Raw genomic sequence first — 14,570 nt, 5'->3', positions numbered from 1 at the left:
TTGGAAAAATTGCAGAGAAAAGATGATCATGTGGACTTTACAAGTACATATATTTTGAGTATAATACAAACAAACGTTCGAGTATAAAAAGAAAGGAATCAGTGGAATGGCAAAAAAAGACACTTATGATGCGGGCAGTATCTCTGTCCTGGAGGGCCTCGAGGCCGTGCGAAAGCGCCCCGGTATGTACATCGGAAGCGTATCCAGAAAGGGACTGAACCATCTGATATATGAGATCGTAGACAATGCGGTGGATGAGCACCTTGCAGGGTACTGCAGCCGTATCCATGTAGTTCTTGAGAAGGACGGTTCCTGTACAGTAGAGGATAATGGACGAGGGATCCCGGTGGATATGCATGCCAAGGGAATATCTGCGGAGCGTCTTGTTTTTACAACCCTTCATGCAGGCGGTAAGTTTGACAATTCCGCATATAAGACAAGCGGCGGACTTCATGGTGTAGGGTCTTCCGTAGTGAACGCATTATCTACGTATCTGGATATTAAGATCAGCCGTGATGGTTATATACATCATGACCACTATGAGAGAGGAATCCCTACCATTGAACTGGAAGCAGGACTTCTCCCCAAATTAGGGAAGACCAGAGGTACCGGAACCTGTGTGAATTTCCTTCCGGATCCGGAGATTTTTGAGAAAACAAGATTTGGAGCAGCGGATGTAAAGAGCCGTCTTCATGAGACTGCTTATCTGAATCCGGAGCTTACCATCCATTTTGAGGATCGAAGAGGGGACACTCCTGAGGATATCGAGTATCATGAGCCGGAGGGGATCGTAGGCTTTATCCGTGACCTTAACAAGAATGCACAGCCTCTCCATGATCCGGTTTATTTTAAAGGAGAGGCAGACGGGATCCAGGTGGAGGTTGCTTTTCAGTTTACCAATGAGTTCCGTGAGAACGTTCTAGGATTCTGCAATAATATCTACAATGCAGAGGGAGGAACTCATCTGACCGGATTTAAGACTACATTCACAACGGTAATGAACACCTACGCACGTGAGATCGGTGTACTGAAGGATAAAGACCCCAATTTTACAGGTGCAGATATCCGAAACGGAATGACTGCTGTAGTCTCCATCAAACATCCGGCACCCCGCTTTGAGGGACAGACCAAGACCAAGCTGGATAACCAGGACGCATCCAGAGCCACCGGCAAGGTAGCAGGAGAACAGCTGGTACTGTTTTTTGACCGAAATCTGGAAACACTGAAGATCGTCCTTTCCTGTGCGGAAAAGGCGGCCAAGATCCGTAAGACCGAGGAGCGTGCCAAGACAAACCTTCTCACCAAACAGAAATATTCTTTTGATTCCAACGGCAAGCTGGCCAACTGTGAGAAGAAGGATCCGTCACTGTGTGAGATTTTTATCGTAGAGGGAGATTCCGCCGGCGGTTCGGCCAAGACAGCCAGAGACCGTAACTATCAGGCAATCCTTCCGATCCGAGGTAAGATCCTCAACGTAGAGAAGGCTACCATTGACAAGGTGCTGGCCAACGCAGAGATCAAGACTATGATCAATGCCTTTGGCTGCGGCTTTTCCGAAGGCTACGGAAATGATTTTGATATCACGAAGCTTCGCTATGACAAGATCGTGATCATGGCCGATGCGGATGTGGATGGTGCTCATATCTCTACTCTGCTTCTGACCTTGTTTTACCGTTTTATGCCGGAGCTTATCTATGAGGGACATGTGTATATTGCCATGCCACCTCTTTATAAGGTAATGCCGAAGAAGGGGCAGGAGGAATATCTCTATGATGACAAGGCTCTTGAGAAATACCGTAAGAGCCATAAACCGGGAAGCTTCACGCTCCAGAGATACAAAGGTCTCGGTGAGATGGACGCCCAGCAGCTCTGGGAGACTACCCTGAACCCTGAGACAAGAATGATGAAGCGTGTGGAGATCGAAGATGCCCGCATGGCCTCCGATGTGACAGAGATCCTGATGGGAAGCGATGTTCCGCCACGTAAGGCCTTTATCTATGAGCATGCAACAGATGCAGAGCTGGATATTTGATTGGGAGAATAAACTATGAATACGAAACAGGACAATATCATCCGCACCGATTATGCGGAGATCATGCAGAAATCATATATCGATTACGCCATGAGCGTTATTATTTCCAGAGCACTGCCGGATGTACGTGACGGACTGAAGCCGGTACAGCGCCGTACCCTTTACGATATGTATGAGCTTGGCATCCGTTACGACCGCCCGTACCGTAAATGTGCCCGTATCGTAGGAGATACTATGGGTAAATATCATCCCCACGGTGACAGCTCCATTTATGATGCGCTTGTAGTCATGGCGCAGGAATTTAAAAAGGGTCGTACACTGGTGGACGGACATGGAAACTTTGGTTCCATTGAAGGCGACGGAGCCGCAGCCATGCGATACACAGAGGCCCGCCTGGAGAAGCTGACCCAGGAGGTTTTTCTGGAAGACCTTGATAAGAACGTTGTGGACTTTATGCCGAACTTTGATGAAACAGAGAAGGAGCCGGTAGTACTTCCGGTGCGTATTCCAAACCTCCTTGTAAACGGAGCAGATGGAATCGCCGTTGGTATGGCTACCAGCATCCCGCCGCATAACCTGGGCGAAGTGGTGGATGCTGTGAAGGCATACATGAAGAATAATGATATCAGCACCCGCGGGCTGATGCGTTATCTCAAGGGCCCGGATTTTCCGACAGGTGGTATCGTAGTAAATAAGGATGACCTTGTAAAGATCTATGAATCTGGAACAGGTAAGCTCCGTATCCGTGGACGGGTGGAAATAGAGAAGCTGAAGGGCGGTCGCCAGCAGCTGGTGATCACAGAGATTCCTTACACCATGATCGGTGCAAACATCGGAAAATTCCTTAATGATATCGCAACCCTGGTAGAGACCAAGAAGACCACAGATATCGTGGATATTTCCAACCAGTCCTCCAAAGAGGGGATCCGTATCGTTCTGGAACTGAAGCGCGATGCAGACGTGGAGAACCTTACCAACATGCTCTATAAGAAGACCCGACTGGAGGATACCTTCGGTGTCAACATGCTGGCAGTTGCAGACGGAAGACCGGAAACACTGGGACTGAAGCAGATCATTGCTCACCATGTGGACTTTGTATTTGAAGTAAATTCCAGAAAATATACAACCCTTCTTGCCAAGGAACAGGAGAAACGGGAGATCCAGGAAGGCCTTATCAAAGCCTGCGATGTCATTGATCTGATCATCGAGATCCTCCGTGGCAGCAAGAGCCGTGACCAGGTAAAGAAATGTCTGACCGACGGTATCACAGAAGGGATTAAATTCAAGACCAAGACATCCGAAAAAGCGGCAAAATCCTTGAAATTCACAGAAAAACAGGCCGCAGCTATCCTGGACATGCGTCTTTACAAGCTGATCGGTCTGGAGATCGATGCTCTGATGAAGGAGCATGAGGAAACCATGAAGAACATTGCTGCTTATGAGGATATCCTGAATAATTATGACTCCATGGCAGCAGTGATCATGGGTGAACTGGATCAGATCAAGAAGGAATACGGCAGTAAGCGTAAGACTTCCATTGAAAACGCAGAGGAAGCTGTTTATGAGGAGAAGAAGATGGAAGAGACCGAAGTCTGCTTCCTGATGGATCGTTTCGGATATATGCGTCTCATTGACAAGAATGCCTACGAGCGTAATAAGGATGCCGCTCATGCAGAGAGCCGCTATGTCTTTACCTGCATGAATACGGACAAGATCTGTATCTTTACAGATACCGGCAAGCTCCACACAGTGAAGGCAGAAGATATCCCGCTGGTACGTTTTCGTGACAAGGGTGTTCCTGCAGATAATCTGGGTAATTATGACAGTACTTCCGAGCAGATCCTCTATGTGGCACCGCTGAGTCAGGTAGCAGCCTCCACAGTACTTTTTGTTACAGAGAACGGTATGTGCAAGCTGGTAAAAGGTGACGAGTTCCGTGCTTCCAAACGCACCATTGTTTCCACCAAGCTTGCAGAGGATGACCGCCTTGTATTCGTAGGAGCAGCGGATGAGATGGATCAGGTTGTGTTCCAGTCTGAGAAAGGTTACTTCCTCCGTATCATGAAAACCGAGATCTCCGTCACCAAGAAAAACGCCCTGGGTGTCCGAGGCATGAAGCTTACCGGCGAAGACCGCATCCACCACGCCTATCTCCTGGAAAGCCGCCAGGAATATGCCATTGAATATCATGATAAGCCGTATGTGCTGAATAAAGTTAAGCTGGCTAAGAGAGATACGAAGGGTGTGAAGCCGAGGGTATAAAAGACGCGAAGAGGATTGCGGATAACTGGCAGATAGGATATGATAGGGTTATATGAAAATGGGAGGCGTTAAAAATGCGATATGATCTTCCGGAAAGAGTTATAAGAGAACTATTTTCATTTGCCACAAAACATTCTGTCAGAAAGATCATCCTCTTTGGGTCCCGTGCAAGAGGAAACAATACAGAAAGAAGTGATGTAGATATTGCTGTATGTGGAGGAGATTTTGATTCCTTTTACTGGGATATCAAAGAAAATATCCATTCACTTCTGATGTTTGATGTAATTAATGCAGATGCTTCAATTTCTGAAGAACTCAAAAAAGAAATTAAAAAGGATGGAGTTGTGATCTATGAAAAAGCTTGATAATTTTTCTAATTGTCTTACTATATTAAGAAATGCAGATTTCAAACTTGCGGATAACAACGATATTTACAGAACCGGCGTGATCGGACAGTTCAACCTAACTTTCGAGCTTGCCTGGAAAGCTCTTCAGGAGATCCTGCGACTCCACGGGGCAGAAGGAGCAGACACCGGTTCACTGAGAGAAATCCTGCAGCTTGGCTATAAGCTGGGCTTCGTAAACGATTCAGCAGTGTGGCTGCTCATGCTGAAAAAGCGTAACACATCTGTCCATATATATAATGAGCAGGAAGTAGATGAGATGATCCTGCTCATCCGCGACAGCTTTATTCCGGCTTTTGTGGCTCTTGAGAAAACATTGAGGGAGAAGCTGGCAGAAGCGGAGAGCGACTGGACGTAAATAAAGAGAATACAATTTTACAGAATATATACTTCCCACCGATCAGGTACAATTAACCCGACCGGTGGGGATTTTTTTGCCCTCTTGACAGAAATATGAGTCATCTTTTATAATGAATTAGACTGAACTAACACAACCGCAAATATAAAACAGGTTCAGAAAAAAACAATGACAAAAATAACATATGAATCCACAGAAGAGCTGGGCCACAGCATACCCTTATCCAAAAGAGAAATCGAGGAAGACATACTGGAGGAGCTTTGCTCTCTTGCAAAAAAGGACGCCCTGATCGGAATCTCCGAGATTTGCGGGCGGATGAAGATGAGCAGACGGGAGGTTCTGGCCTGTCTGAAACAGTTGACCGCCCAGGGCTACGTAAAAATCGAAGAAAAAAACATCTGCGTCTGCCTCACAGAGCTGGGACGGATCCGGGGCGAGGAATGCCGCCATCGCCATGAAACCTTCACCCAGCTTCTGGAATATGTAGGAGTAGAAAGCCGCATTGCAGAAGAAGATGCCTGCCGCATGGAGCACGTGGTAAGCGATGAGACCGTGCAGCAGATCTGCAATTTTGTAAATTACGGAAGCACCTTTGAGCATGCTCTTCGGAACACAGACCTCAGATACCGCTATGAGCCGAGGGAATACTCCTTTCTCATGGGAATCTACTACATGGAAAAAACCTGTCCAAGAAGACTGGCCGGTGAATTTAAGAATTATAAAGAACAGATCCGCCTTCATGTAAAAAAAGAGGACAGCTATTTTGAACTGTTCTGCACAGCACCGGAGGAAAAAAACTGTTCTCTGGTATGTGGACCCAGAAACCGGCTGGGTAAAAGCCGAAGAAGAAAACGGAAATCCCCGGATCCCAACCGGCGTTTTTGAATACTTTATCCGGCATCAGGACCCCGTAGTGGAAGGAACCGCGCTGGTAGCCTTCTTCTGGACGAGCCAACCTCCAATCTGGATTCCCTGAACGAAGGCATCATCCTGAAATCCCTGAAGGAAGATAAAGCCAACCGTACCGTCGTGCTGGTGTCACACAGAACTTCTACGATGAAAGTAGCGGATGTGGTGTATGAGATGGAGAATGGGAGCGTGTCGTGATATAGATGCTCTTGTGAGAGTAAAATATATTGCGATTTTCGATACACATTTGTTATAATAGCTCCAGGAAACTATTGTGTTAAGTCCAATCTGAAAAGGAGTGCATATGACTTTATATCATGGAAGTAAAGATATAGTAGAGTATCCGGAAATCAGAAAAGCCCGATTTAACAAAGATTTCTACTTTGGCTTCTATTGTACGAACATCGAAAAACAGGCAGAACGGTGGGCGACAAGGTATGGAGAAAAGGGATACATTAACAGGTACGAGTATACAGAAAATACAGAATTAAAAATTCTTAGATTTGAGAAAATGACAGAAGAATGGCTGGACTTTATTATTTCCTGTCGAAGTGGACAAGCACATCAGTATGATATTGTGGAAGGACCGATGGCAGATGATACGATCTACAATTACCTGCAAAACTATCTGGATGGTAAGATCTCAAGATCTGCTTTCTGGGAACTGGTAAAATTTAAGTACCCCACACATCAGATCAGTTTTCATACAGTTTCGGCATTGGATACTTTGGAATTTGCAGGAAGTGAGGTCGTATATGGCGAAAAAAAATAATAACAATTTATTTTTTACCTGTAGCCTGATTGAGTATATAGGACGAAACAGAAAACAACATCGGCGGGAAATCACAGATTATCTTGGCAGAGAAAACATAAAGAGAATATACGATTATGCGGATGTATTTCACTGTGAGCCAATACAAAAAGTTGCAGCAGAGTTTATGGAGCAATGCAATATTCCAGAAGGAAAATTTGACAATGTATCCATGTGCAGATATACGGTTCCGGATTACTGGGATATTGGAGAAGTATATGAGCGATTAATAGAAGACATATATGATGATGCGGAAATCGAAAAAGGAATATGGGATATTTATCATTCCTGGATTGATGCACATATTTCGGACTATAATACAGATTTTTATTATCAGCCGAGAGATTATATAGCAGCATGCTATAAAGCGGGAGAAATCCTGTAAAAGATAAACAGAAATTCAAATCGCAATTAATACTTGCATTTAATAGACATTGGTGTTACAATGAACGAAACTAAGAACTTGTTGGCATAGGAGTGGGCGAAAGCCCGCTCCTATTTGCTGAGAAGGAATTTGTTCAGAAATAGGCAGAAATAGGAAAGGCAGGTGGGAAGCATGAGCAGACGGGAAGAATATGAACAGAAGACAGAGGCGATCCTTACACCGATCGTGGAGTCCAGGGGCTTTGAGCTGGTAGACGTGGAGTATGTCAAGGAAGCCGGAACCTGGTATCTCAGAGGCTATATCGACAAGCCGGGCGGAATCACAGTCAATGACTGCGAGGACGTAAGCCGTGCATTCAGCGATATACTGGATGAGCAGGATTTCATCGAGGACAGCTACATTATGGAGATCAGTTCTCCAGGACTTGACCGGCCTCTTAAAAAAGAAAAAGACTTTAAGAGAAGCCTTGGCAAGCTGGTGGAGATCCGTACCTACCGGCCCATTGAGAAACAGAAAGAATTCTGCGGTATTTTAAATGCATATGATAGTAACAGTGTGACAATTGATGAAGACGGCACAGAACGTACCTTTGATAAAAAAGATATTGCCCTGATTCGTCTCGCAATCGAATTCTAAAAGAGAATCGAATCTGTAAAATTCAGGAGGAAAAAAGAAAAATGAGCAGAGATTTAAGAGATGCGCTGGACGTTCTCGAAAAAGAGAAAAACATCAGTAAGGATACACTGCTGGAGGCAATTGAGCAGTCACTGATCCAGGCATGTAAGAACCATTTCGGAAAGGCAGATAACGTTCACGTTATGATCGATCCGGAGACCTGTGACTTCAGTGTTTACGCTGACAGAACTGTTGTAGAGCATGTGGAGGATCCGGCGCTGGAGATTTCTCTGGTGGATGCACAGAAAACAAACACGAACGCAGAGATCGGTGATGTTATGAAGGTTGAGATCCAGTCCAAGGAATTCGGACGTATCGCAACCCAGAATGCAAAGAATGTCATTCTTCAGAAAATCCGTGAGGAAGAGCGTAAAGTTCTTTACGATCAGTACTATGGAATCGAAAAAGAAGTGGTAACCGGTATTGTTCAGAGAGTAATGGGCAAAAATGTCAGCATCAACCTTGGTAAGGCAGACGCAGTACTTACAGAGAACGAACAGGTAAAGGGTGAGACCTTCCAGCCAACTGAGCGAGTAAAAGTTTACATTCTTGAAGTTAAGGATACACCGAAGGGACCGCGTATCCTGGTTTCCAGAACACATCCCGGTCTTGTAAAGAGACTTTTCGAGTCCGAAGTTGCAGAGGTAAGAGACGGTACCGTTGAGATCAAGAGCATTGCCCGTGAGGCAGGCTCCCGTACCAAGATCGCTGTATGGAGCAACGATCCGGATGTAGATGCTGTGGGAGCATGCGTTGGTATGAACGGTGCACGTGTAGGTGCAGTTGTTAACGAGCTTCACGGTGAGAAGATCGATATCATCAACTGGGATGAGAACCCGGCGATCCTTATCGAGAATGCATTAAGCCCTGCAAAGGTTATCGCAGTTATGGCTGACCCGGATGAGAAGACCGCACTGGTCGTAGTTCCGGATTACCAGCTTTCCCTTGCTATCGGTAAGGAAGGACAGAACGCACGTCTTGCTGCAAGACTTACAGGCTTCAAGATCGACATCAAGAGCGAGACACAGGCAAGAGAGTCCGGTGACTTCTACGATGATTACGATGAGGAACACGAGGAAGATACAGAAGAGACAGAAACAGAAGCTGAAGAAACAGCAGATGGAGATGCCGAAGAATAATGAAAACGAGAACCAAGATTCCCATGCGTCAGTGTACCGGCTGCAGGGAAATGAAAAGCAAAAAGGAAATGATACGAGTTCTCAGGACATCAGAGAATGAGATCATCCTGGACGCTACAGGTAAGAAAAACGGACGCGGCGCATACCTTTGTTTCTCAGAGGAATGCCTGGAAAAGGCTATCAAAAACCATGGCCTGGAGCGTTCCTTGAAAATGGCAGTTCCGGATGAAGTGTATCAGAACCTCAAAAAGGAGTTTGGATCAATTGAAAAACAATAAGGTTTTATCACTCATCGGACTTGCGACAAAAGCAGGAAAAACAGTGAGCGGAGAATTTTCCACAGAGAAATCCGTAAAAACAGGAAAAGGTTTCCTGGCACTGGTGGCAGATGATGCCTCCGAAAACACAAAAAAGAAATTTCGGAATATGTGTACCTATTATGAAGTTCCGTTATATTTCCTTTCAGACAAAGAGAGCCTGGGCAGAGCAATGGGCAAAGAATTCCGTGCCAGCCTTGCCGTGCAGGACGAAAATTTTGCAAAGGCGATCATGAAGGCGCTGGAAAAAGAATCCGGCAGATAACCTGCATGATACAGGCGTCTGTAAGGAGGTTTGACGATAGAAATGATAAAAGATAAATTCAACAGATCGGGAAAGGAGCAATATAGACAATTGGATACTCCAAAAACAGAAGAAAAGACAACAACGGTGAATACAGAGGGTAACAAATCTGAAGCACCGAAAAAGAAAAAAAATATCATTCGTGTATTTCATGCACAGAATGCCAGCGATGGCGGTAAAGGAAGAAGAAAACCGGCAGCAGGCGAGAGAAAGGGACCGGCACGTCCACAGAACGGCGGTCAGAGAAGCGCAGGAGCAAACACAAGAAACGGTGAGTCCGGTGAGCAGAGAAACGGTCAGAGTGGCCAGAATCGTACTCAGGGCGGAAGACCGCAGGGCAACCGTCCGGAAGGAAGAAGAGACGGAAATCGTGACGGAAGAACCTTCGAGGGAAGAAGAGATGGCGGAAATCGTTTTGGCGGAAACCGTTCCCAGAATGGTGAGGGACGTCCGGCAAGACAGGGCGAGGGAAACAGAGGCCCACGTCAGAATGACGGAAGAGGCGGAAGCCGTTTCGGCGGTGGAGCAAACCGTGGCCAGGGAGGTCAGGGCGGAAGCTTTGAAGGAAGAAGAGACGGAGGAAGTCGTTTCGGCGGTGGAGCAAACCGTGGCCAGGGTGGCCAGGGCGGACGTTCCGAAGGCGGAAGAGGCGGAGACAACCGTTTCAGCGGAGCAAACCGTGGTGGCCAGGGCGGCGGACAGCGTCCGGGACAGAGAAGAAGCGGTGGCTCTTCAGATGCTGTATTCACTCCGGAGCTGACCAAGACATCCAAGGACAGCAAGCGTGAGCGTGACAGAGAGAATAAGAACAAGAAGAAAGAATTCGAGAAAGGTACGCAGGGCGGACGCAGACCAAATCAGGGTGGACGCAGACCGAATTCCAGAATCCCGAAAGCACTTCAGAAACCGAATCCACAGCCGAAGCAGGAAGAGAAGAAACCGGAGATCAAGGAGATCACCATTCCGGAGAAGCTTACTATCCGTGAGCTTGCGGACGCGATGAAGATGCAGCCGTCAGTGATCGTTAAGAAGCTTTTCATGGAAGGTGTCATGGTAACCGTAAACCAGGAGATCGACTTTGAAAAGGCAGAGGAGATCGCACTTGGCTTTGATATCATTGCTGAGAAGGAAGAAAAGGTGGATGTGATCGCAGAGCTCCTCAAAGAGGACGAAGAGGATGAGGATGATATGGTTCCGAGACCTCCGGTAGTCTGTGTTATGGGTCACGTTGACCATGGTAAAACATCTCTTCTGGATGCCATCCGTAATACAAACGTAACCAGAGGCGAGGCCGGCGGAATCACACAGCACATCGGTGCTTACGTGGTAAATATCAAAGGTCAGAAGATCACATTCCTGGATACACCGGGACATGAGGCGTTCACAGCTATGCGTATGCGTGGTGCCAACGCTACAGATATCGCAGTTCTGGTCGTTGCCGCAGACGATGGTGTAATGCCGCAGACAGTAGAGGCAATCAGCCATGCAAAGGCAGCCGGTGTTGAGATCATCGTTGCCATCAATAAGATCGATAAACCAAGTGCAAATGTAGAGCGTGTAAAACAGGAGCTTTCCGAGTATGAACTGATTCCTGAGGACTGGGGCGGAAGCACCATCTTTGTTCCGGTATCCGCACATACAGGAGAAGGAATTGAGAATCTTCTTGAGATGATTCTTCTTACTGCTGAGGTTTCCGAGCTCAAAGCCAATCCGAACCGTGAGGCAAGAGGTCTTGTTATTGAGGCTCAGCTTGATAAAGGTAAAGGACCGGTTGCTACCATCCTTGTTCAGAAGGGTACTCTTCATGTGGGAGACTTTATTGCCGCAGGTGCATGCAATGGTAAGGTACGTGCAATGATGGATGATAAGGGACGTCGTGTAAAAGAGGCAGGTCCGTCTACTCCGGTTGAGATCCTCGGACTTGGTGATGTTCCTAATGCAGGTGAGATCTTGATGTCCTTTGAGAGCGATAAAGAAGCCAAGAACTTTGCAGGCGCATTCGTTACAGAGAACAAGAGCCGTCTTCTCGAGGAGACCAAAGGCAAGCTTTCTCTGGATAACCTGTTTGACCAGATCCAGGCCAGCGATCTTAAGGAGCTTCCGATCATCGTCAAGGCCGATGTACAGGGATCTGTTGAGGCTGTAAAACAGAGTCTTACCAAGCTTTCCAACGAGGAAGTTATCGTTAAGGTGATCCATGGTGGTGTAGGTGCCATCAATGAGTCTGATGTCAGCCTTGCTGCAACATCCAATGCGATCATCATCGGCTTTAACGTACGTCCGGATACTACAGCAAAACAGCTTGCTGAGCAGGAGGGCGTTGACCTTCGACTTTATAAAGTTATTTATCAGGCAATCGAGGATGTAGAGGCAGCTATGAAGGGTATGCTGGATCCTGTATTCGAGGAGAAGGTTATCGGTCACGCAGAAGTTCGTCAGCTGTTCAAGGCATCCGGTGTCGGAACCATCGCAGGAAGCTATGTGCTGGATGGTACATTCCAGCGTAACTGTAAGGTTCGTATCACACGAGGTGAGGACCAGATCTTCGAGGGTGAGCTTGCATCCCTGAAGAGATTTAAGGATGATGTCAAGGAAGTTCGTGCCGGATATGAGTGCGGTCTTGTATTTAATGACTTTAATGATGTTAAAGAAGAAGATAAAGTCGAAGCATATATCATGGTAGAGGTACCAAGATAGGAGTGATTCGTAATGAGAAAAAACAGCATTAAAAATACACGTGTGAATGGTGCAGTTCAAAAAGAACTCAGCACCATCATACACAGCGAGATCAAGGACCCCAGAATTCATCCGATGACTTCTGTGACAGCTGTTGAGGTGGCACCGGATCTTAAGACCTGCAAAGCTTACATCAGTGTGCTGGGCGAGAAACAGGCCAAGGATTCCACCCTCCGGGGCTTAAAGAATGCAGAGGGCTATGTTCGGAGAGAACTGGCCAGAAGACTGAATCTCCGCAATACACCGGAGATCCGTTTTGTTCTGGATGAGTCTATTGAATATGGTGTAAATATGTCAAAGAAGATCAATGACGTAATGAGTGGGATGGAAACAGAGGAATAGGTGGAAAAAATGAAAAACATTTCAGAAATACTGGAAAATGTAAAAACCGTTGGCATTGGCGGTCACATCCGTCCGGATGGGGACTGCATTGGTTCCTGTATGGCTCTGTATCTCTATATCCGGAAATATTTTCCTGATATAGAAGCAGATGTTTATCTGGAAGACCGGAAACCTGTATTTGATTACATTGACAGAATGGATGAGGTTAAGACAGAAGCAGAAGAAGATAAGGTGTATGATCTTTTTATCACCTGTGATGTCAGCGCACTGGACAGGCTTGCTGTTGCCCGGAAATATTTCGATGCAGCAAAAAAGACAGCCTGCATTGATCATCATGTGAGCAATAACGGATTTGCGGATGTCAATCATGTAAGAGGCGAGATCAGCTCTGCCAGCGAAGTTCTTTACGGACTTCTGGATTCAGACAAGATCGATCGTTCCATTGCGGTTCCTATTTATACAGGAATGGCACATGATACCGGCGTGTTCCAGTATTCTTCCACAACACCGGAAACCATGAGGATCGCCGGAGAACTGATGAAAACAGGATTTGATTTCAGCAGGATCATCGATGAGTCCTTTTACCAGAAAACATATCTTCAGAATCAGGTCATGGGACGTGTCCTGGCAGAGAGTATTCTCCTTCAGGGCGGTAAGTGTGTGGTCGGATATCTGAAAAAACGGGAGATGGATTTCTACAGTGTGGAAGGAAAGGATCTGGAGGGAATCGTGAGCCAGCTCCGTCTGACTGCTGGTGTGGAGGTTGCGATCTTTATCTATGAGATGCAGACGCAGTTCTTTAAGGTATCTCTCCGTTCCAATGGTAAGGTGGATGTAAGCAAGATTGCCGTATTTTTCGGAGGCGGCGGACATGTGCGTGCAGCCGGCTGTGATATGCAGGGCTCCATGTACGATGTGATCAACAACCTTACCGCTGAAATTGAAAAACAGCTTGCAGAGGAGTAAAGATAAGATCATGGACGGAATACTTGTGATCCGAAAGGAAAAAGGTTATACCTCTCATGATGTTGTTGCAAAGCTGCGTGGGATTCTCCACATGAAAAAGATCGGCCATACCGGGACTCTGGATCCGGCAGCAGAGGGAGTACTTCCTGTTGCACTGGGCAAGGGGACCCGGTTGGTGGAGCTTCTTACAGAAAAAGAAAAAACATATGAGGCGGTTTTAAGGCTGGGAGTTTCCACAGATACCCAGGACATGACCGGAGCTGTTCTTTCTGAGAAACCTGTTACCGTCACGGAAGAGGAAGTCCGTGAGGCAGTGGGATCCTTTGTGGGAGAACAGCAGCAGGTCCCTCCTATGTATTCGGCCCTGAAGGTAAACGGAAAGAAGCTTTACGAACTGGCCAGAGAAGGAAAAACCATAGAGCGTAAGCCACGCCCTGTGGTTTTTTATGAGATAAGGATACTGGATATGGAGCTTCCGCTGGTACGCATAAGCGTTACCTGCAGCAAGGGCACCTATATCCGTACACTTTGCAATGACATCGGAGAAAAATTAGGCTGCGGCGGAGCCATGGAAGAGCTGCTTCGGACCAGGTCCGGAAATTTCACTCTGGAAGAGAGCATGACACTTTCCCAGGTGGAGGAGGCGGTTGCCGATGGGACCATCGGGGAAAAGCTTGTTTCCATCGAGGATGTACTTTCCATGTATCCGGTCCTTACCTGTACACCGGAGGGAGACAGACTTCTCAATAACGGAAACCCGCTTCCGGAAGAACTGGTACAGGGAGGCAGCAGGGAAGAAAAAGTCCGGATGTATAAAAGCAGCGGAAATTTCACAGGAATATACGGCTGGGATGAAAGAAAACAGAAATACGTACCCATCCGCATGTTTTTTGTATGACATTTTATAAAAACTTGCAGGAGCAGCAGAAG

The 14,570-nt window shown here is 46.7% G+C and carries 15 protein-coding genes and 1 pseudogene; all 16 read left to right on the top strand.

What is annotated here, in order from left to right; translation table 11 throughout:
- Positions 1–106: 106 nt before the first annotated feature.
- The 16 genes and pseudogenes from ABCM67_RS02505 (at position 107) to truB (ending at position 14,538) form a co-directional block, all read left to right on the top strand.
- A complete protein-coding gene (locus ABCM67_RS02505) occupies positions 107–2,032 on the top strand; it encodes a DNA gyrase subunit B (RefSeq protein ID WP_022426613.1) in 1,926 nt (641 codons plus the stop codon).
- Between the two features lie 15 nt (positions 2,033–2,047).
- Complete coding sequence (locus ABCM67_RS02500; RefSeq protein WP_161209004.1) at positions 2,048–4,294, top strand: DNA topoisomerase (ATP-hydrolyzing); 2,247 nt, start codon at positions 2,048–2,050, stop codon at positions 4,292–4,294.
- Between the two features lie 74 nt (positions 4,295–4,368).
- The gene (locus tag ABCM67_RS02495; RefSeq protein WP_178016017.1) at positions 4,369–4,659 is read left to right on the top strand and encodes a nucleotidyltransferase domain-containing protein; all 291 of its coding nucleotides are present in this window, start codon (positions 4,369–4,371) and stop codon (positions 4,657–4,659) included.
- Positions 4,646–5,056: an HI0074 family nucleotidyltransferase substrate-binding subunit gene (locus ABCM67_RS02490; RefSeq protein ID WP_178016018.1), complete on the top strand. Its 411-nt coding sequence runs from the start codon at positions 4,646–4,648 to the stop codon at positions 5,054–5,056. Before ABCM67_RS02495 ends, ABCM67_RS02490 begins: the two co-directional genes overlap by 14 nt.
- Positions 5,057–5,224: 168 nt before the next feature.
- On the top strand, positions 5,225–5,941 hold the full coding sequence (locus ABCM67_RS02485) for an iron dependent repressor, metal binding and dimerization domain protein (protein WP_178016019.1): 717 nt from the start codon (positions 5,225–5,227) through the stop codon (positions 5,939–5,941).
- A 51-nt stretch (positions 5,942–5,992) separates the two neighbouring features.
- Positions 5,993–6,163: pseudogene (locus ABCM67_RS02480) on the top strand (ABC transporter ATP-binding protein); the annotation flags it as partial.
- A 106-nt stretch (positions 6,164–6,269) separates the two neighbouring features.
- Entirely contained in the window at positions 6,270–6,737 is a 468-nt protein-coding gene (locus tag ABCM67_RS02475; protein WP_022426617.1) for a DUF3990 domain-containing protein, read from the top strand.
- The gene (locus ABCM67_RS02470) at positions 6,721–7,161 is read left to right on the top strand and encodes a hypothetical protein (protein ID WP_021650313.1); all 441 of its coding nucleotides are present in this window, start codon (positions 6,721–6,723) and stop codon (positions 7,159–7,161) included. The genes ABCM67_RS02475 and ABCM67_RS02470 overlap by 17 nt, the downstream gene beginning before the upstream one ends.
- Positions 7,162–7,332: 171 nt before the next feature.
- Positions 7,333–7,797 carry a ribosome maturation factor RimP gene (gene rimP / locus ABCM67_RS02465; protein WP_021650312.1) on the top strand — a complete coding sequence of 155 codons (465 nt, stop codon included), beginning with the start codon at positions 7,333–7,335 and terminating at the stop codon, positions 7,795–7,797.
- Between the two features lie 41 nt (positions 7,798–7,838).
- Positions 7,839–8,975: a transcription termination factor NusA gene (nusA, locus tag ABCM67_RS02460; RefSeq protein WP_178016020.1), complete on the top strand. Its 1,137-nt coding sequence runs from the start codon at positions 7,839–7,841 to the stop codon at positions 8,973–8,975.
- Positions 8,975–9,253: a YlxR family protein gene (locus ABCM67_RS02455; RefSeq protein WP_015525795.1), complete on the top strand. Its 279-nt coding sequence runs from the start codon at positions 8,975–8,977 to the stop codon at positions 9,251–9,253. Before nusA ends, ABCM67_RS02455 begins: the two co-directional genes overlap by 1 nt.
- On the top strand, positions 9,240–9,557 hold the full coding sequence (locus ABCM67_RS02450) for a ribosomal L7Ae/L30e/S12e/Gadd45 family protein (protein WP_021650310.1): 318 nt from the start codon (positions 9,240–9,242) through the stop codon (positions 9,555–9,557). Before ABCM67_RS02455 ends, ABCM67_RS02450 begins: the two co-directional genes overlap by 14 nt.
- Before the next feature lie 42 nt (positions 9,558–9,599).
- Positions 9,600–12,293: a translation initiation factor IF-2 gene (gene infB / locus ABCM67_RS02445; RefSeq protein WP_114001443.1), complete on the top strand. Its 2,694-nt coding sequence runs from the start codon at positions 9,600–9,602 to the stop codon at positions 12,291–12,293.
- Between the two features lie 12 nt (positions 12,294–12,305).
- Positions 12,306–12,674: a 30S ribosome-binding factor RbfA gene (gene rbfA / locus ABCM67_RS02440; protein WP_015525797.1), complete on the top strand. Its 369-nt coding sequence runs from the start codon at positions 12,306–12,308 to the stop codon at positions 12,672–12,674.
- 9 nt (positions 12,675–12,683) lie between these two features.
- Complete coding sequence (locus ABCM67_RS02435; RefSeq protein WP_110102007.1) at positions 12,684–13,640, top strand: bifunctional oligoribonuclease/PAP phosphatase NrnA; 957 nt, start codon at positions 12,684–12,686, stop codon at positions 13,638–13,640.
- Positions 13,641–13,650: 10 nt separating this feature from the next.
- Complete coding sequence (gene truB, locus ABCM67_RS02430; protein WP_114001444.1) at positions 13,651–14,538, top strand: tRNA pseudouridine(55) synthase TruB; 888 nt, start codon at positions 13,651–13,653, stop codon at positions 14,536–14,538.
- The last annotated feature ends 32 nt before the right edge of the window (positions 14,539–14,570 follow it).

The sequence above is a fragment of the Blautia sp. 2227st1_G12_2227SCRN_220401 genome (assembly GCF_039062885.1).
Classification (GTDB): Bacteria; Bacillota; Clostridia; order Lachnospirales; family Lachnospiraceae; genus Blautia_A; species Blautia_A fusiformis.
The sequence above is the reverse complement of the archived record's forward strand: the minus strand, read 5'-3'. Positions and strand labels throughout refer to the sequence as shown.